General features: G+C 48.9%; 16 protein-coding genes. 12 read left to right on the top strand and 4 right to left on the bottom strand.

Going from position 1 to position 17,753, the window contains the following annotated elements:
* Positions 1 to 19 precede the first annotated feature (19 nt).
* Positions 20 to 679, top strand: a complete 660-nt coding sequence (yghB, locus tag D9741_RS01375; RefSeq protein WP_064529651.1) for a DedA family general envelope maintenance protein YghB — start codon at positions 20 to 22, stop codon at positions 677 to 679.
* 39 nt (positions 680 to 718) lie between these two features.
* On the opposite strand, the gene yqhC is transcribed toward yghB, so the two are convergent.
* Entirely contained in the window at positions 719 to 1,618 is a 900-nt protein-coding gene (gene yqhC / locus D9741_RS01370) for a DNA-binding transcriptional regulator YqhC (protein WP_138158408.1), read from the bottom strand.
* A gap of 193 nt (positions 1,619 to 1,811) precedes the next feature.
* Between yqhC and yqhD the strand changes: the two genes are divergently transcribed.
* The 4 genes from yqhD (at position 1,812) to yqhH (ending at position 5,340) form a co-directional block, all read left to right on the top strand.
* Positions 1,812 to 2,975 carry an alcohol dehydrogenase gene (yqhD, locus tag D9741_RS01365; RefSeq protein WP_130218152.1) on the top strand — a complete coding sequence of 388 codons (1,164 nt, stop codon included), beginning with the start codon at positions 1,812 to 1,814 and terminating at the stop codon, positions 2,973 to 2,975.
* Between the two features lie 103 nt (positions 2,976 to 3,078).
* Positions 3,079 to 3,906 (top strand): 2,5-didehydrogluconate reductase DkgA, encoded by an 828-nt coding sequence (gene dkgA / locus D9741_RS01360; RefSeq protein ID WP_130218154.1) that lies wholly within the window; start codon positions 3,079 to 3,081, stop codon positions 3,904 to 3,906.
* Positions 3,907 to 4,105: 199 nt separating this feature from the next.
* Entirely contained in the window at positions 4,106 to 5,032 is a 927-nt protein-coding gene (locus tag D9741_RS01350) for a YbjP/YqhG family protein (protein WP_130218156.1), read from the top strand.
* A 50-nt stretch (positions 5,033 to 5,082) separates the two neighbouring features.
* Positions 5,083 to 5,340 (top strand): lipoprotein YqhH, encoded by a 258-nt coding sequence (yqhH, locus tag D9741_RS01345; protein WP_060634551.1) that lies wholly within the window; start codon positions 5,083 to 5,085, stop codon positions 5,338 to 5,340.
* A 42-nt stretch (positions 5,341 to 5,382) separates the two neighbouring features.
* On the opposite strand, the gene D9741_RS01340 is transcribed toward yqhH, so the two are convergent.
* Entirely contained in the window at positions 5,383 to 7,602 is a 2,220-nt protein-coding gene (locus D9741_RS01340) for a YgiQ family radical SAM protein (RefSeq protein ID WP_130218158.1), read from the bottom strand.
* A 248-nt stretch (positions 7,603 to 7,850) separates the two neighbouring features.
* On the opposite strand from D9741_RS01340, the gene D9741_RS01335 reads away from it, so the two are divergent.
* From D9741_RS01335 to D9741_RS01305, 7 genes are all read left to right on the top strand, one after another.
* Positions 7,851 to 8,600, top strand: coding sequence for a FadR/GntR family transcriptional regulator (locus tag D9741_RS01335; protein WP_130218160.1), 750 nt, complete (start codon positions 7,851 to 7,853; stop codon positions 8,598 to 8,600).
* Between the two features lie 324 nt (positions 8,601 to 8,924).
* Positions 8,925 to 10,397, top strand: coding sequence for a mannitol dehydrogenase family protein (locus D9741_RS01330; protein ID WP_130218162.1), 1,473 nt, complete (start codon positions 8,925 to 8,927; stop codon positions 10,395 to 10,397).
* Positions 10,394 to 11,410, top strand: a complete 1,017-nt coding sequence (locus D9741_RS01325) for a zinc-binding alcohol dehydrogenase family protein (protein WP_130218164.1) — start codon at positions 10,394 to 10,396, stop codon at positions 11,408 to 11,410. The genes D9741_RS01330 and D9741_RS01325 overlap by 4 nt, the downstream gene beginning before the upstream one ends.
* 10 nt (positions 11,411 to 11,420) lie before the next feature.
* Positions 11,421 to 12,431 carry an Ldh family oxidoreductase gene (locus D9741_RS01320; RefSeq protein WP_130218166.1) on the top strand — a complete coding sequence of 337 codons (1,011 nt, stop codon included), beginning with the start codon at positions 11,421 to 11,423 and terminating at the stop codon, positions 12,429 to 12,431.
* A 72-nt stretch (positions 12,432 to 12,503) separates the two neighbouring features.
* Positions 12,504 to 13,487 (top strand): TRAP transporter substrate-binding protein, encoded by a 984-nt coding sequence (locus D9741_RS01315; protein ID WP_130218168.1) that lies wholly within the window; start codon positions 12,504 to 12,506, stop codon positions 13,485 to 13,487.
* A gap of 41 nt (positions 13,488 to 13,528) precedes the next feature.
* Positions 13,529 to 14,011 (top strand): TRAP transporter small permease, encoded by a 483-nt coding sequence (locus D9741_RS01310; RefSeq protein WP_130218170.1) that lies wholly within the window; start codon positions 13,529 to 13,531, stop codon positions 14,009 to 14,011.
* 10 nt (positions 14,012 to 14,021) lie between these two features.
* Positions 14,022 to 15,326, top strand: coding sequence for a TRAP transporter large permease subunit (locus D9741_RS01305; RefSeq protein WP_130218172.1), 1,305 nt, complete (start codon positions 14,022 to 14,024; stop codon positions 15,324 to 15,326).
* A gap of 91 nt (positions 15,327 to 15,417) precedes the next feature.
* Here the strand turns inward: D9741_RS01305 and ftsP are convergent, their stop codons facing one another.
* Positions 15,418 to 16,830, bottom strand: coding sequence for a cell division protein FtsP (gene ftsP, locus D9741_RS01300; RefSeq protein ID WP_130218174.1), 1,413 nt, complete (start codon positions 16,828 to 16,830; stop codon positions 15,418 to 15,420).
* Positions 16,831 to 16,903: 73 nt separating this feature from the next.
* Entirely contained in the window at positions 16,904 to 17,641 is a 738-nt protein-coding gene (plsC, locus tag D9741_RS01295; protein ID WP_000965725.1) for a 1-acylglycerol-3-phosphate O-acyltransferase, read from the bottom strand.
* Positions 17,642 to 17,753 lie beyond the last annotated feature (112 nt).

The raw sequence follows: 17,753 nt of genomic DNA, 5'->3' as shown, positions 1-17,753 counted from the left end.
CTGTTCCACAGGAAAGTCCATGGCTGTTATTCAAGATATTATCGCTGCGCTCTGGCAACATGACTTTGCCGCGCTGGCGGACCCTCACATTGTTAGCGTTGTTTACTTTGTCATGTTTGCCACGCTGTTTTTAGAAAACGGCCTGCTGCCCGCCTCATTTTTGCCTGGCGACAGCTTGTTGATTCTGGCTGGCGCATTGATTGCCCAAGGGGTTATGGATTTTCTGCCAACAATCACGATTCTGACTGCCGCAGCCAGCCTGGGTTGTTGGTTGAGTTATATTCAGGGACGCTGGCTGGGTAATACCAAAACGGTGAAAGGCTGGCTGGCACAGCTTCCGGCCAAATATCACCAGCGCGCCACCTGTATGTTTGACCGCCACGGTCTGCTGGCGCTGCTTGCTGGACGTTTTCTCGCCTTTGTCCGCACGCTGCTGCCAACCATGGCGGGGATTTCCGGACTGCCAAATCGCCGCTTCCAGTTTTTCAACTGGTTAAGCGGGTTGTTATGGGTCAGCGTGGTAACCAGTTTTGGCTATGCCTTAAGCATGATCCCGTTTGTAAAACGCCATGAAGATCAGGTGATGACGTTCCTGATGATCCTGCCGATTGCCTTGCTAACCGCTGGCTTGTTAGGCACGCTGTTCGTGGTGATTAAAAAAAAGTACTCTAGTGCCTGACGATTTCCTCCGTTCCCGGTGGCCATGCCGGGAACACATTTAACTCCCCTGCATCGCCCGCATTCTGGCTGCATCTTCTCCCGGCGTCACACCGAAATAACGTTTAAACTCACGGCTAAATTGCGACGCGCTTTCATAGCCGACGCGCATCGCCGCCGCGCTGGCCTTCATGCCGTCGTGGATTATCATCATTCGCGCCTTATGCAGACGGTAATTCTTCAGATACTGCAACGGCGAGGTACTGGTGACAGACTTAAAATTATGGTGGAACGCTGAAACGCTCATATTGGCTTCTGCTGCCAGTTGCTCAACGCTCAGGTTTTCGGTGTATTTATTCTCAATTCGTTTCAGCACGCGGCTAATCAGGCTGAAATGCGTCTGGCGACTTACCAGTGCCAGCAACGCGCCGCCGCAAGGCCCCGTCAGCACATAGTACAGAATTTCGCGGATAATCTGTTTACCGAGAATGCGCGCATCCAGCGGTCGTTCCATCACATCCAGTAACCGCTCCGCCGCGCATAAAATCTCTTCGGACAATGTAGCGGAATTAATACCGCTGGCAGCCATCGACGGCTGGAAATGTTCATCTTCGCCAATGTCCATCAACAGCTCTTGTAACTGTAAAATATCAACATTGAGACGCACCCCCGCCAGTGGCACCTCTGGCGTGGCATAGGTTTCGCACTCAAACGGCAACGGCACCGTCAGCAGCAGGTATTCATTGGCGTCATAGCGAAACACGCGTTCATTGATATAACCGATTTTATGCCCAGAAAAGAGAATTATGATGCCAGGTTCATACATCACTGGCGTACGCGCACCGGGGTTCTCGCCATACAATAAGCGCACATCAGGCAACATATCCGACAAACTATTTTCTTTATCTTTCAGTCTATTAATTTTATCCGTCAGTAGGCGGCATATCTCTTCACGTTTCATATCGCGTAATTTCTTAGGAATAATGCGGCAATTTGATTGTGCGCAATTTTGTACCATTTCTCCAGTACTCTGGAGAAATAGGCAAGACATTGGCAGAAATGAGCATTGAGAGCCACGGCGCTGGCGACCACAATGAAAAACATCAGGCAGACCGATCTCTGCCCTCATATTGACCCAGCAAAGGGAGCAAGTAATGAACAACTTTAATCTGCACACCCCAACCCGCATTCTGTTTGGTAAAGGCGCTATCGCTGGTTTACGCGAGCAAATTCCTCATGGCGCCCGCGTATTGATTACCTACGGCGGTGGTAGTGTGAAAAAAACCGGCGTCCTCGATCAAGTTCTGGACGCACTGAAAGGTATGGACGTGCTGGAGTTTGGCGGTATCGAACCAAACCCGGCTTATGAAACGCTGATGAACGCCGTAAAACTGGTTCGCGAACAGAAAGTGACTTTCCTGTTGGCGGTTGGCGGCGGGTCCGTGCTGGATGGCACCAAATTTATCGCCGCAGCGGCAAATTATCCTGAAAACGTCGATCCGTGGCATATCCTGCAAACTGGCGGCAAAGAGATTAAAAGCGCTATCCCGATGGGCTGTGTGCTGACACTGCCTGCAACTGGTTCAGAATCCAACGCAGGCGCGGTTATCTCCCGTAAAACCACTGGCGACAAGCAGGCGTTCCATTCTGCCCATGTTCAGCCGGTATTTGCCGTACTCGATCCGGTTTATACCTATACCCTGCCGCCGCGCCAGGTGGCTAACGGCGTAGTGGACGCCTTTGTGCACACCGTAGAACAGTATGTGACCAAACCGGTTGATGCCAAAATTCAGGATCGCTTCGCAGAAGGCATTTTGCTGACGCTGATCGAAGATGGCCCGAAAGCCCTGAAAGAACCAGAAAACTACGATGTTCGCGCCAACGTTATGTGGGCGGCGACCCAAGCGCTGAACGGTTTGATCGGCGCTGGCGTACCGCAGGACTGGGCAACGCATATGCTGGGCCACGAACTAACCGCTATGCACGGTCTGGATCACGCACAAACTCTGGCTATCGTCCTGCCTGCACTGTGGAATGAAAAACGCGACACCAAGCGCGCGAAACTGCTGCAATACGCTGAACGTGTCTGGAACATCACCGAAGGTTCCGACGACGAGCGCATTGACGCCGCGATTGCTGCTACCCGTAACTTCTTCGAGCAATTAGGCGTGCCGACACATCTTTCCGACTACGGTCTGGACGGCAGCTCTATCCCGGCATTGCTGAAAAAACTGGAAGAACACGGCATGACCCAACTGGGCGAAAATCATGACATTACACTGGAAGTCAGCCGCCGCATCTACGAAGCCGCCCGTTAAGCTTTTTACGCCTCAAACTTTCGTTTTCGGGCATTTCGTCCAGACTTAAGTTCACAACATCTCACCGGAGCCTGCTCCGGTGAGTTCATATAAGGAGGAACGTATGGCTAATCCAACCGTTATTAAGCTACAGGACGGCAATGTCATGCCCCAGCTGGGACTGGGCGTCTGGCAAGCAAGTAATGAGGAAGTTATCACCGCTATTCAAAAAGCGTTAGAAGTGGGTTATCGTTCGATTGATACCGCCGCAGCCTACAAGAACGAAGAAGGTGTCGGCAAAGCCCTGAAAAATTCCGCACTTAACAGAGAAGATCTGTTCATCACCACGAAACTGTGGAACGACAACCACAAGCGCCCCCGCGAAGCCCTACTCGACAGTCTGAAAAAACTCCAGCTTGATTATATCGACCTCTACTTAATGCATTGGCCCGTTCCCGCAATCGACCATTATGTCGAAGCATGGAAAGGAATGATTGAGCTGCAAAAAGAGGGATTAATCAAAAGTATCGGCGTCTGCAATTTCCAGATCCACCATCTTCAGCGTCTGATTGATGAAACTGGCGTGGCGCCTGTCATTAACCAGATAGAACTTCACCCGCTGATGCAGCAACGTCAGTTGCATGCCTGGAACGCCACACACAAAATCCAGACCGAATCCTGGAGCCCATTAGCCCAGGGCGGGAAAGGCGTATTCGATCAGAAAATCATTCGCGATCTGGCAGATAAGTATGGCAAAACCCCGGCGCAGATTGTTATCCGCTGGCATCTGGATAACGGTCTGGTTGTAATCCCGAAATCGGTCACCCCTTCACGAATTGCCGAAAACTTCGATGTCTGGGATTTCCGTCTCGACAAAGACGAACTTGGTGACATTGCAAAACTCGACCAGGGTAAACGCCTCGGCCCTGATCCCGACCAGTTCAGCGGCTAACGCACAAATTCTCCCGGTAGCGGTAATGTTCCGCTACCGGACTTTTCAGAAATCATTTATTCCCCTCGCCTCCCGCCCGTTGTTACTCTCCCCTGTTCAGGAACACCAAATATAAGGACATCATCATGCGGAGCTGGAAGCTCTTAAAGGAACAACTCATCTACACCAGGGATAAACGCGACGGAGAGGTGAAAAACAGATGAAAATAATGATTCTGTTTTTGGCAGCCTTTTTAAGTTTTACCCTCCAGGCGCAATCCCCCTCGCTAACCGCTGAACAAACAGTCAGGCAGATTTATCAATACTATACCGGTGGGGCTAGCGTTCCTTATTTCGCTGATAACAGTGAGCAAGCAATAACATCAACGCGAATGCAAAAGGCGCTAACCTTGAATGACAATCTCACACTGCCGGGTAATATTGGCTGGCTGGATTACGATCCGGTTTGCGATTGTCAGGATTACGGCGATCTGGTGTTAGAAAGTGTCGCGGTTACTCAAACGGATGCCGATCACGTGGATGCCCTTGTGCGCTTTCGTCCCTATAAAGACGATAAAGAAAAGACCACGCAAACACTGAAGATGGTGGCAGAAAATGGTCGTTGGGTGATTGATGATATTGTCAGCAATCATGGCAGCGTCTGGCAGTCGGTTAATGGTGAGAATGAAAAAATATTGGCGGTACTGGCATCGCTGCAAAAAGAGCAGCCTGAAGCCTTTGTCGCCGAGTTGTTTGGCCATATCACTCATTATAGCTGGCCCTGGACGTGGGTTGTTTCCAACACCTATCGCCAGGCTGTTAATGCCTTCTATAAAACCACCTTCAAGACTGACAGTAACTCCGATGAAAATATGCAATTAGAGCGGCAATTTATCTACGACAACCCAATCTGTTTTGGCGAAGAGTCGTTATTTTCACGCGTTGATGAAATTCGTGTGCTGGAGAAAACTGCCGACTCCGCTCGTATTTATGTTCGTTTTGCATTGACCAATGGCAACAGCGAAGAGCAAGAATTTGTTTTACAGCGGCGTGAGGGTAAGTGGGAAATTGCCGATTTTATCCGCCCAGGCGGCGGAAGCTTACTTAAACAGATTGAAGCGAAGACTGCCGCCAGATTAAAGCAATGAGCTGAATTAAATAACAATTAGCCGGAACAATAAATAAAAGGGAACACTATATGAAAACGATTTTCACCGTGGGAGCTGTTGTTCTGGCAACCTGCTTGCTCAGTGGCTGCGTCAATGAGCAAAAGGTCAATCAGCTGGCGAGCAATGTGCAAACATTAAATGCCAAAATCACCCGACTTGAGCAGGATATGAAAGCATTACGCCCACAAATCTATGCGGCAAAATCTGAAGCTAACAGAGCTAATACGCGTCTTGATGCGCAGGACTATTTCGATTGCCTGCGCTGCTTGCGTATGTACGCAGAATGATAAAAAAATCCCCGGCAGCGTGTCAGTTGCCGGGGATTGTTTTTAACGTCCGACCGCTGCTTTAGGGCGTTTCTTCGCGCCAGCATTCACCGGACGAGATTGCGTAGACGACGCTTTTTTTGCCGTAGCAGGCGTCTGACGCTGGGTCGCCATCGGCGTATGTTTGGTCAACGCCGGACGGGTATTGCGGTTCTGGCGGCGAGCCTCACGCATCTCTTCAATGGTTGGCGCAGGCACTAAGCAATCGCGACGGCTGCCAATCAGATGCTTTTTACCCATTGCTTCCAGCGCCTGACGGATTAACGGCCAGTTTGCCGGATCGTGGTAACGCAACAACGCTTTATGCAAACGACGCTGTTTGTCGCCCTTCGGTACGAAGACGTCTTCACTCTTATAACCAATCTTCGCCAGCGGGTTTTTGCCGGTGTAATACATGGTGGTCGAGTTAGCCAGCGGTGATGGGTAGAAGTTCTGTACCTGGTCGAGGCGGAAGCGATGCTTTTTCAGCCACAGCGCCAGGTTCACCATATCTTCATCACGCGTACCCGGGTGTGCAGAGATGAAATAGGGGATCAGATACTGCTCTTTACCTGCCTGTTTGGAATAGGTGTCGAACAGCTCTTTAAAGCGGTCATAGCTGCCCATGCCCGGCTTCATCATCTTCGATAACGGCCCTTCTTCGGTATGTTCCGGGGCAATCTTCAGATAACCGCCGACGTGATGGGTCGCCAGCTCTTTGATATAGTGTGGATCTTCTACGGCGATGTCATAACGCACGCCGGAGGCGATCAGGATCTTTTTAATCCCTTTCAGATCGCGCGCACGGCGATAGAGGTTGATCGTCGGTTCGTGGTTAGTGTCCATATGCGGACAAATATCCGGGTAAACGCACGACAAGCGACGGCAGGTCTGTTCAGCGCGTGGCGATTTGCAGCGCAACATATACATGTTGGCAGTTGGCCCACCGAGATCGGAAATCACGCCAGTAAAGCCAGGAACGGTGTCGCGGATCGCTTCGATCTCATTGATGATCGAATCTTCGGAACGGCTCTGAATAATGCGCCCTTCATGCTCGGTAATAGAGCAGAAAGAGCAGCCGCCAAAGCAGCCGCGCATAATATTGACCGAGAAACGAATCATTTCGTAAGCCGGAATACGGGCATTACCGTAAGCCGGATGCGGCACGCGCTTGTACGGCAGCGCAAAGACGCTGTCCATCTCTTCGGTAGAAAGTGGAATAGCAGGCGGGTTGATCCACACATAGCGGTCGCCATGTTTTTGCATCAGTGCGCGAGCGCAGCCTGGGTTAGTTTCGTGGTGCAGAATACGCGAAGCATGAGCGTACAGCACTTTGTCGCCCTTCACTTTCTCGAAAGAAGGCAGCAACACGTAGGTTTTTTCCCACGGTTTCGGGCGCGGCGGCTGCACGGTAACGGCTTTGGCTTCTTGTTTTTTCGGCGCCACCGGTTTGTTATCCGCGCACGGCAGGTCTTCACCATACGGATGCGGGATCGGGTCGATTTTCCCCGGGGTATCGAGACGGGTGGAATCCACGCCGCTCCAGCCAGGCAGTGCTTCTTTCACGATAATCGCGGTATTACGCACATCGCGGATTTCACTAATCGGCTCGCCCATCGCCAGACGATGCGCCACTTCCACCAGCGGACGTTCACCGTTACCGAACATCAGCATGTCGGCTTTCGAATCCACCAGCACGGAACGGCGCACGGTATCGGACCAGTAATCATAATGCGCGGTACGGCGCAGACTGGCCTCAATACCGCCGAGGATCACCGGCACATCTTTCCACGCCTCTTTACAACGCTGGGTATAAACCAGTGTGGCGCGATCCGGACGCTTACCCGCGACGTTATCCGGTGTGTAGGCATCGTCATGACGTAAACGGCGATCGGCGGTATAGCGGTTGATCATCGAGTCCATGTTGCCAGCAGTAACGCCGAAAAACAGATTCGGTTTACCCAGACGCATAAAGTCGTCTTTGCTGCTCCAGTCCGGCTGGGCGATGATCCCAACGCGAAAGCCCTGCGCTTCCAGCATACGACCGCAGATCGCCATTCCGAAGCTTGGGTGATCGACATACGCGTCGCCAGTAACCAAAATGATGTCGCAGCTATCCCAGCCAAGTTGATCCATCTCTTCACGAGACATCGGCAAAAACGGTGCCGGTCCAAAACAGGCGGCCCAGTACTGCGGCCAGGAGAACAGGTCGCGATCCGGTTGGATCAGGGAGATAGAGCTCATTTTGCTTCCAGAAATGGTAAAAAAATAATCAAAGGCCGGGGATTATACGCTGTATCGCGCGCGGAAATGAAGTGATGTTGATAAACGGTGACAAAATACCTGGTGAAGTTTTCACTGCCGATCGAGGCAAACACATTTAAGGCTAGCGGTAGCGTGGCAACTGCCGCTACTATTTATGCCGATCAGCAACGTTCAGGTCATGTTGCACGACGATCAGCTAACCGAGGACACCCACAGTAAGGCAAGGTATGGAACAGGTTATTACAAAGCGCCGCTATTACGATATTGGTCTACAGATTGAAGAGCTGCTGTATTCAGGCGTATTTAAAGCCGGAGAGCGCTTACCTTCAGAACGTGAACTGAGCGAGCGGTTTAATACCAGCCGGACTACCATTCGTGAAGCTATCATTATGCTGGAACTCAAAGGCGTGCTGAATGTGAAGCAAGGGTCAGGGATCTTCTTTGTCGATTCCACCGATAAGCTCAATCAGAAATCATTAATGCCTTATTCAGAAATTGGCCCGTTTGAACTGTTGCAGGCGCGTCAGGTGATCGAGAGCAATATTACTGGTTTTGCAGCCAGCCAGATCAGCTTTAACGAATTACAAGAATTAAAGAAAATCATTAGCTTGCAGGAAAAGGCTATCGCAGCGGAAAGTGATAAATTTGAAGAGTTGGATCACCGTTTTCATAGCCTTATTGCCGAAGCAACGCAAAATCGGGTGCTGATCAAACAAGCGGCCGAATTATGGCGGGCAGTGCGCACAGAAAACCCCCGCTGGAAGAAGCTGAACTACAAATACCTTCACGAAAAGCATTTGCGTCTGCAATGGCTGGAAGATCACCAGGCTATTTTCCTTGCGCTGCAACAGAAAGATTCAGAGCTTGCCAGAGAAGCATCCTGGAACCATCTGGAAAACAGCAAAAATGAACTGATCAAAATCTTCAAACAAGACGCTTCCATCAGCGACTTTGATGACTTTTTCTTCGCTCGTTAACCTTCATTAGTCCAGAGCTGACGTAAAAAATGACGCTGGCTCTGCGTTCCGCCCTCCACTGGTACACGCTCTCTTTTTAATTGGTCTAATAAATCGATTATCATCAGATATCTTAGATTAGCGGCAATTATCCCAAAAACTGACACCTAAAAAACTTTCCTTTCAATTTATTCTTATAACTCATTGATATAGATATAAATAACACCTCGTTGTTCTGTTCCGTACTTTTACCTTTCTCTGCAAGCGTGATGCATCTCTCTGTTTTTGGTCTAGTGAATTATGTAAATTGGTCTACACACACCAGCTACCAGGAGTAAGAGCATAATGTCAGGGAACGAAAGCATCGCTGTCGCCAACTATGATCAGGTAACCATCTGGCCTCGGGACAGGTTACAGGCAGATATTGTCCATATTGGTTTTGGCGCGTTTCATCGCGGACACCAGGCTGTCTACACGGATCTCACTAATCAGCTCTCGGACACCCGCTGGGGGATCTTTGAGATCAACCTGTTTGGTGATGCTCAACTGATTGAAAACTTAAATGCGCAAAATGGGCTGTTTTCGGTGGTGGAAACGTCTGCATCGCAATCTACCTCACGCCTTGTGCGTTCGGTGACTGGCGGTATTCATACCCCCGTGGATGGCATTACCGCAGCAATCCAGAAATTGACTGAACCTCAGGTAAAAATCGTTTCATTAACCATCACCGAGAAAGGCTATTGCCTCGATTCGCAAACGCGATCACTTGATCTCACCAATGGATTAATCAAACACGATCTACAAAACCCGGATGCGCCTCAGTCGGCTATTGGCTTGATCGTCTGTGCTTTGCAACAACGTAAAGCGGCAGGACTCGCCGCTTTTAGCGTGCTCTCCTGCGACAACTTGCCAGACAATGGGCATCTGACGCGAAATGCCGTTCTCGGTTTTGCCCGACAACTGGATCAGCCCCTGGCTCAGTGGATCGAAGAAAATGTCTCATTTCCAGGCACGATGGTAGATCGCATTGTTCCGGCAATGACCGAATCGCAATTCGCCTTACTGGAAACTAAAACCGGTTATGCCGATCCCTGCGGGATCGTCTGCGAATCATTTCGTCAGTGGGTGATCGAAGATAATTTTGTTCACGGGCGACCACAATGGGATAAAGCAGGCGCGATGTTTGTCAGCAATGTTCAGCCTTATGAAGAGATGAAGTTACGCATGTTAAACGGTAGCCATTCATTTCTGGCTTATAACGGCTCACTGGCAGGCTATGAATTTATCTGGCAATGCATGGAAGACGCTGATTTTCGTTCCATTACCCGCCAGTTGATGATTAATGAACAAGCCCGAACACTTAATCCAGACTTAAATATCGATGCCCAGGAATACGCCGACCTGTTAATTGAACGCTTTAGCAACCGTAATGTTGCACACCGTACCGGGCAAATCGCTATGGACGGTTCGCAAAAGCTTCCCCAGCGTGCGCTGACTCCCTGGCTGAAATTGCATCAGCAAAAACAAAACAATGCAGGTCTGTCACTGCTCGTTGCTGGCTGGTTGCATTATGTCATTGAAGCTTTTGAGAAAAGCCAGTCTGTCGCAGATCCAATGAGTGAACAATTTCAGGCGCTAATAAAGGAACAACAAGACGCATGGCAACAGGCGCTCGCATTACTGCACCTTAGCGCCATATTTGGTGAATTAAGCAATCATCAACCATTTATAAATGAAATAAAAATCGCTTTTGCGAATATAAAAAACAAAGGCATCAAGGCCACCATCAGCCAGTTATTATCGGATAAGCAAAAATGAAAACATTAATTTGTCAGCAGCCTGGCGTTATGGAATATGTGGAAAAGGATATTCCCACACCAGCAGATAATGAAGTGCTATTAAAAATCAAAGCTGTGGGTATTTGTGGTACTGATATTCACGCATTTGCCGGGAGACAGCCTTTTTTTAGCTACCCACGTGTATTAGGTCATGAAATATGCGCCGAAGCGGTTTCGCGAGGCAGTCAGTGCCAGATTGCACAATCAGGCCAGCGCTATTCCGTTATCCCATGCATTCCATGTGGTGAGTGCGCCGCCTGTCGGGAAGAGAAAACGAACTGCTGTGAACGTGTTTCGCTGTATGGCGTGCATCAGGATGGGGGTTTTAGTGAGTACCTTGCGGTACGTGAAGACAACCTTGTGCCGCTCCCTGACGAGGTCAGCGACAGCGCCGGCGCATTGGTTGAATGCTTCGCCATTGGAGCACATGCCGTTCGTCGGGCTGAGATCAAGGCTGCACAAAACGTACTGGTGATTGGCGCCGGGCCAATCGGTCTGGCAACAGCAGCCATCGCCCGGGCTAAAGGGGCGCAGGTTGTTGTTGCTGATATTGATAGTCAACGTCGCCAGCACGTTGTGGATAATCTTGCTATTAATGCCTTCGATCCCACACAGGAAGATTTTATTACCGCGCTTCGTGAGGCTTTTGGCGGCGAACTGGCTTGCGTAGTACTGGATGCTACGGGAAATAAAGCCTCGATGAGTCAGGATGTAAATCTTATTCGTCATGGCGGCAAAATTGTTTTCATCGGTTTGTATATCGGTGAGCTCGTTATTGACGATCCAACCTTCCACAAAAAAGAGACAACGTTACTCAGCAGTCGTAATGCCACACGGGAAGATTTCGCGTTAGTTATTGAACTGATGCGCAGCAATAAAATTCACGAAAACTTAATGAAAAATCAGGAGTTTGATTTCTTTAGTGTTGGCGAAGATTACCAGCGTAACGTTGTAGAAAATAAAAATATGGTCAAGGGTGTGATCACTTTTTAAGGGAACAAAGATGACAACTGTTTATGTCGGTGAAGCAAATTTAAAATCACTGGTACACCACAAATTATATACTGCCGGGCTGGATACTAACACCGCACAACAAGTTACGGATGTTTTAGTACATGCCGATATTACCGGTGTGCATTCTCACGGTGTTATGCGTGTCGAACATTATTGCACTCGCCTTGCTGCCGGAGGGTTAAATAAAACCGCGCAATTTAGTATTGAGCAAATATCACCGTCAGTGGCCATTCTCGACTCTGATGACGGGATGGGGCATTCAGCATTAATTAGTGCCACAGAGCACGCCATCAAACTGGCACAGGAAGAAGGTCTTGGGTTTGTTAGCGTTAAAAACGCCTCTCACTGTGGCGCGTTATCTTATTTTGCAGAGATGGTCACCAACCAAGGATTGATTGCTATCGTAATGACGCAAACCGATACCTGCGTAGCGCCTCATGGCGGTGCCGGGCGCTTTTTGGGAACGAACCCCATCGCCTTTGGCTTTCCGGTGGAAAACAGCCATCCGATGATTGTTGATATGGCGACCAGTGCCACGGCTTTCGGCAAAATACTTCATGCAAAGGAAACCGGAAAACATATTGGTGAAGGACTGGCGATAGATAAAGACGGTAATGGCACCACTGATCCGCATAAAATTGAAAACCTGTTACCTTTCGGTCAGCACAAAGGTTCAGGCATTGCGCTGGCTATAGATGCACTGACTGGCGTGCTGATGAATGCGAATTTTGGTAACCATATTGTTCGCATGTATGGCGATTATGACAAGATGCGTAAGCTGGCAAGTTTGGTTATTGCCATCGATCCGAAAAAGCTCGGCAATCCTGTTTTTGCTGAAACTATGGCGCAAATGGTCACGGAACTTCATGCCGTTAAACCGGTTCCCGGCGTTGAAAAAGTATTAGCACCGAACGATCCACAAATGCACTATAAAGAAAAATGTCAGCAGGAAGGCATTCCAGTTCCGGCAGGGATTTTCCATTATCTGACAACGAATTAATAACCACTTTTTATTATAACGATAGAAAAGCGCTGTATTTATCGTTTCTGTTATATTAACCAGGAGCAGGATATGAAAGCACTTCGTCCTCTGACGGCATCGCTTATGCTGTTGACCAGTTGTTTATTAATTTCCAATACCACACTGGCGAAAACAACATTAAAACTCAGTCATAATCAGGATAAAAGCCATGCTGTCCATAAAGCATTAAGCTATTTAGCTGATAAAACCAAAGAATATTCTAATGGTGAACTAGTTATTCGTATTTACCCAAATGCGACATTGGGTAACGAGCGCGAATCACTGGAACTAATGAACTCTGGCGCATTGCAGATGGTGAAAGTGAATGCTGCGTCACTGGAATCTTTCGCCCCGGATTACAGTCTTTTCAGCCTGCCTTTCTTATTCCGTGACCGTGATCATTATTATCGCGTTCTGCAAAGTGATTTAGGTAAAAAAATACTCAAATCATCAGAAAGCAAAGGCTTCGTCGGTATCACATATTATGACGGCGGAGCGAGAAGTTTTTACGCCAATAAACCAATTACTAAACCTGAAGATTTAGCAGGAATGAAAATCAGGGTTCAGCAAAGCCCCAGCGCCATTGCAATGATGAAAGCACTTGGCGGTGTCGCCACACCTATGGCCCAGGGTGAACTCTATACCGCCCTTCAGCAAGGCGTGGTTGATGGCGGGGAAAACAATACCGTTGTCTATTCTGATATGCGTCACGCCGAGGTGGCAAAAGTCTATTCACGTGATGAACACACCATGGTGCCTGATGTGTTAATTATCAGCACCAATGTGTTGAATAAACTTGGCGACAAAGAGCGTACGGCATTATTAAAGGCAGCCGATGAATCAATGATGCAAATGAAAGATGTCATCTGGCCTGCCGCTGAAAAAGAAGCCTACGACAAAATGAAAGAGATGAACGCAACAGTGGTTGATGTTGATAAATCCGCTTTCAAAGAACGCGTAAAACCGCTATACGATGAATTCAAGGCGAAAGATGCACAATCGGCTAAAAACCTTGAGCAAGTAGAAAGTATGTAACCTTAATGGGCAGGTAATTCCTGCCCTTTCATGGAAGACTTATGCGCACACTCACTCATATTCTTAACAAGATCCTTTCCGGATGTTGCAGCATCATTCTTGCCATTATGGTGTTCTGCGTAACCTGGCAAGTTATTGCTCGTTTTATTTTTAACGCTCCCAGCACCGTGCTTGATGAATTTACCCAGATTTTATTTATGTGGATGATTTTACTTGGCGGTGTATATACCGCTGGGTTAAAAAAACATCTGGCGATTGATTTGTTGGCTCAGAAACTTCCTGCGGCATCTGTTCTGACGCTTGACAGTTTTATCCAAATTATTATTACCGTTTTTGCAGTTATTTTTATGATCTATGGAGGAAACATTGTTGTTGAAAAAGCACAACATGTTGGACAAATTTCTCCTGTATTAAAATGGCCGATGGATAAGGTCTATTGGGTTATGCCTGCCAGTGGGCTTATTCTGGTCTGGTATTCAGTGATGAATATTATTGACAACTATCGTAAACGGAATTCTCATTAACGAGGGAAGTATGGACTTTGAATATATCTACCCCGTCTTAATTTTATTTGGCAGTTTTGCCGTCATGCTGGCAATAGGTGTGCCAATTACTTTTGCTATTGGCCTTTCTTCACTGTTATCTATTATTACTGCCTTACCTCCCGATGCCGCCATTTCTGTGATTTCGCAAAAAATGACAGTGGGACTGGATGGCTTTACGTTATTAGCCATTCCCTTTTTCGTGTTAGCCGGAAACATTATGAATACCGGAGGCATCGCCCGGCGGCTGGTTAACCTGGCGCAAGCATTAGTTGGGCGTCTGCCAGGCTCACTGGCTCATTGTAATATCCTTGCAAACACGCTGTTTGGTGCGATTTCAGGTTCTGCCGTTGCGTCAGCCGCCGCGGTAGGTGGCATTATGTCACCACTGCAGGAAAAAGAGGGCTATGATCCGGCGTTCTCTGCGGCGGTTAATATTGCCTCTGCACCTATTGGCCTGATGATCCCACCGAGCAATGTGTTGATTGTCTATTCACTCGCCAGCGGAGGGACTTCTGTTGCTGCGTTGTTCTTAGCCGGATACTTGCCAGGCATTCTCACCGCTATTGCTTTAATGTTTGTGGCTGCACTTTATGCGCGACGTAACCATTATCCGGTAGCCGAACGCATCAATTTTCGTCAGTTTTTGCAGATATTTCGTGAATCAATTCCCAGCCTGATGCTTATTTTTATCATTATTGGCGGCATTATCGCAGGGGTTTTTACGCCTACAGAAGCATCGGCAATTGCGGTAATTTATAGTTTAGCCCTGGCAATGATTTACCGTGAAATCACCATCAAGAAACTCAATGACATTCTGTTAGACTCCGTAGTAACCAGTTCAATTGTTCTGTTACTAGTAGGCTGTTCAATGGGGATGTCATGGGCCATGACGAATGCTGATGTTCCTGAGTTGATCAACGAACTGATTACCAGTGTTTCGGATAACAAATGGGTCATTCTATTTATTATTAATATTATTCTGTTGATCGTCGGTACCTTTATGGATATCACGCCGGCGATCCTGATATTTACACCTATTTTCCTGCCGATCGCCCAACATCTGGGGATTGATCCCATTCACTTCGGCATAATTATGGTTTTCAACTTAACCATTGGCCTTTGCACACCACCTGTCGGCACCATTCTGTTTGTGGGGTGCAGCATTGGTAAGGTCAGTATCGACAGGGCAATAAAACCATTACTGCCAATGTTTCTGGCATTGTTTGTAGTAATGGCAATGATTTGTTATTTCCCGCAGCTTAGTCTGATGCTGCCAGGATTATTTTCAACCTGACAAACAGACGGGCCTGAATGATTCAGGCCCGTCTGTTTACGTCTTTCCTCACCGTGAGGACTGCATATCGCCAGGAGATTTAATTGGTCCATTACGGTATCGGATTGACCAACAGCTGCCCTATCGAGCCGCGATCGGCCATTTCCAGCGTCTGGCTATTAAAGTAGAACGGGAAATGCGCCCAGGAAGGCTGACCGAAATAGACAAGCAGCTCCACTTGTCCGTCGACCCAAACGGTATCTTTCCAGCCTCTGTCTTCCGGGAACGGCATTGCGCCGTTAACGTTGCGGATCTGGAACATCACGCCTTCAATATGGAACGCTTGCGGCTCGTCCGCGCGTACCGTCCAGCGTTCCCACGTTCCTTGCTGCGCGGTGACATCAATACGGTTGACGTCCCACAACTTCCCATTGATACCAGGATCGTCACCCAGGCTAATATCACGACTACGAATCGGTGAACCGGCCATAATTTCAGTCGGCAACAGGCGCATCGGCAGGCTGTCAGTGACCAGCGGCAGTAGCCCAGTTGGGCGCAGCGTTAGCACCAGCGTAGAAACCAGAATGCTGGATGGCTCAAAGAAGCCACGAATACGATCAACAATACTCGCCGCTTCGCCACAGGTGATCGACACTTCATCACCGTTGCTCATATCCACCAGAATCTCACGACGCTCGCCCGGTGCCAGCGAAAGTTGCTTCACCGATACAGGAGCAGGCAGGAATCCCTGATCGCCTGAAATTACATGCAATGGGCGTCCGTCACTCATCTGTAGTTGATAGCGACGAGAGTTCGACGCGTTCAGCAGTCGCAAGCGCACCCAGCCACGCGAGACTTCAACGTACGGGCTTTGTACACCGTTAACCAGCAGCGTATCGCCAACAAAGCCGCCGCTTCCCGGTTCGTTGTATTCTGGCGTACCAAAGTTATCCAGCCGTTTATCCTGAATAATGACCGGAAAATCATCCACACCATAATGGTTGGGAATAGGCAGCGACTTGCTGACTTCATCTTCCACCAGCCACATCCCGGCAAGGCCGTTATAGACCTGCTGAGCCGTGCGGTTGGGGGTATTGGCGTGATACCACAGAGTAGCTGCGTTCTGGCGAATGGGGAGTACGGGCGCCCAGTCAGCATTAGGCGACATCATCCGTGCCGGACCGCCCATCAGTGGGCCTGGCACCTGTAGCCCGGCCACCGTCATTGAGACATTTTCTGTCAGGCGGTTGCTGTAAATAAGCTTAACATCGTCGCCCTTCCAGACGCGGATAGTCGGCCCCAGGTAACGGCCATTGATTCCCCAGACCGACGCACGTGTCCCTGGCGTAAATGACCAGTGCGCACGTTGTACAGTCATAAACAGCGGTTGCCCACGGCGAGATTCAAGCAGCGGCGGAACGGGTAGCGGTTGCTGTTGCCCGGCTGCGCTGGCCTTCAGGGGAACAGCGCCTGCACAAAGTGCAATCCCCGATGCCTGAATGAACTGACGCCGACTGAGTGACATATTTGCTCCATGTAAAACTGGCTAAAGTAATACCGTGCAGGAAAGTGTTCCCGCAAAAATACAGATTGCCGACTTAAACTTTTCCGGCGGCTTCGCGTTCTGCGACTTCTTTATCGAGCTCGGCGATTTTTTGTTCCATTATCGAACGACAATGGGCCGCCAGCTCGCGAACCTGATCTTTACCATATTGACTGACATCAATTGGCGGCAGCATTTCTACGATCACTAAACCATTATTCAGTCGGTTAAGATTAATCTTATTCGAAGTCGTGGAAACACACACGGGAATAATCGGCACACCTGCTGCAATTGCCGCGTGAAATGCCCCGGTCTTGAACGGTAGCAGGCCGCGACCACGACTGCGGGTACCTTCCGGGAACATCCAGATGGAAATACGGCGTTTTTTGAAGTGATTCACCACTTCCGCGATAGTGCCGTGTGCCTTAGTACGGTTGTTTCTGTCGATCAATAAGTTACCGGTTAACCAGTACAACTGCCCAAAGAAGGGGATCCACAGCAAACTCTTTTTACCTACAGTGACTGTCGGCGGCTGCACGATGTTTGATGCCGTCACCATGTCATAGTTGTTCTGATGGTTAGCAATATAGATAGCATTACCGTAGCTTTCGGCATCAGCAGGTTTGCGACATTCGACCTTCAGGCCGTACAGCGGCGCAAGACGACCAAACATATGCCCGAAGGTAGCCACATGCTTCGGATTACGCGGGCTGAAAAGGCAGTAAATGGAGCCGAATACACAGACTAAGATGCTGTAAATAACGGTAATAATAAGACGAAAGATATATAGCATAACACCCTCTGAAGATCTGAGAGACTGGCATTGTACGTCACCTGAAATCAGGTTAGGGCATTGTTAAAAGCCGCTCTCTGGAAAAACGTATTGTTAATCGCAACGCATGAAT

It is taken from the genome of Escherichia sp. E14V7, assembly GCF_004212225.1.
In the GTDB taxonomy this organism is placed as follows: Bacteria; Pseudomonadota; Gammaproteobacteria; order Enterobacterales; family Enterobacteriaceae; genus Escherichia.
The sequence above is the reverse complement of the archived record's forward strand: the minus strand, read 5'-3'. Positions and strand labels throughout refer to the sequence as shown.

Coding starts and splice junctions, on each gene's coding strand:
- yghB (WP_064529651.1), top strand. CDS start 20: ATGGCTGTTATTCAAGATATTATCGCTGCGCTCTGGCAACATGACTTT.
- yqhC (WP_138158408.1), bottom strand. CDS start 1,618: ATGAAACGTGAAGAGATATGCCGCCTACTGACGGATAAAATTAATAGA.
- yqhD (WP_130218152.1), top strand. CDS start 1,812: ATGAACAACTTTAATCTGCACACCCCAACCCGCATTCTGTTTGGTAAA.
- dkgA (WP_130218154.1), top strand. CDS start 3,079: ATGGCTAATCCAACCGTTATTAAGCTACAGGACGGCAATGTCATGCCC.
- D9741_RS01350 (WP_130218156.1), top strand. CDS start 4,106: ATGAAAATAATGATTCTGTTTTTGGCAGCCTTTTTAAGTTTTACCCTC.
- yqhH (WP_060634551.1), top strand. CDS start 5,083: ATGAAAACGATTTTCACCGTGGGAGCTGTTGTTCTGGCAACCTGCTTG.
- D9741_RS01340 (WP_130218158.1), bottom strand. CDS start 7,602: ATGAGCTCTATCTCCCTGATCCAACCGGATCGCGACCTGTTCTCCTGG.
- D9741_RS01335 (WP_130218160.1), top strand. CDS start 7,851: ATGGAACAGGTTATTACAAAGCGCCGCTATTACGATATTGGTCTACAG.
- D9741_RS01330 (WP_130218162.1), top strand. CDS start 8,925: ATGTCAGGGAACGAAAGCATCGCTGTCGCCAACTATGATCAGGTAACC.
- D9741_RS01325 (WP_130218164.1), top strand. CDS start 10,394: ATGAAAACATTAATTTGTCAGCAGCCTGGCGTTATGGAATATGTGGAA.
- D9741_RS01320 (WP_130218166.1), top strand. CDS start 11,421: ATGACAACTGTTTATGTCGGTGAAGCAAATTTAAAATCACTGGTACAC.
- D9741_RS01315 (WP_130218168.1), top strand. CDS start 12,504: ATGAAAGCACTTCGTCCTCTGACGGCATCGCTTATGCTGTTGACCAGT.
- D9741_RS01310 (WP_130218170.1), top strand. CDS start 13,529: ATGCGCACACTCACTCATATTCTTAACAAGATCCTTTCCGGATGTTGC.
- D9741_RS01305 (WP_130218172.1), top strand. CDS start 14,022: ATGGACTTTGAATATATCTACCCCGTCTTAATTTTATTTGGCAGTTTT.
- ftsP (WP_130218174.1), bottom strand. CDS start 16,830: ATGTCACTCAGTCGGCGTCAGTTCATTCAGGCATCGGGGATTGCACTT.
- plsC (WP_000965725.1), bottom strand. CDS start 17,641: ATGCTATATATCTTTCGTCTTATTATTACCGTTATTTACAGCATCTTA.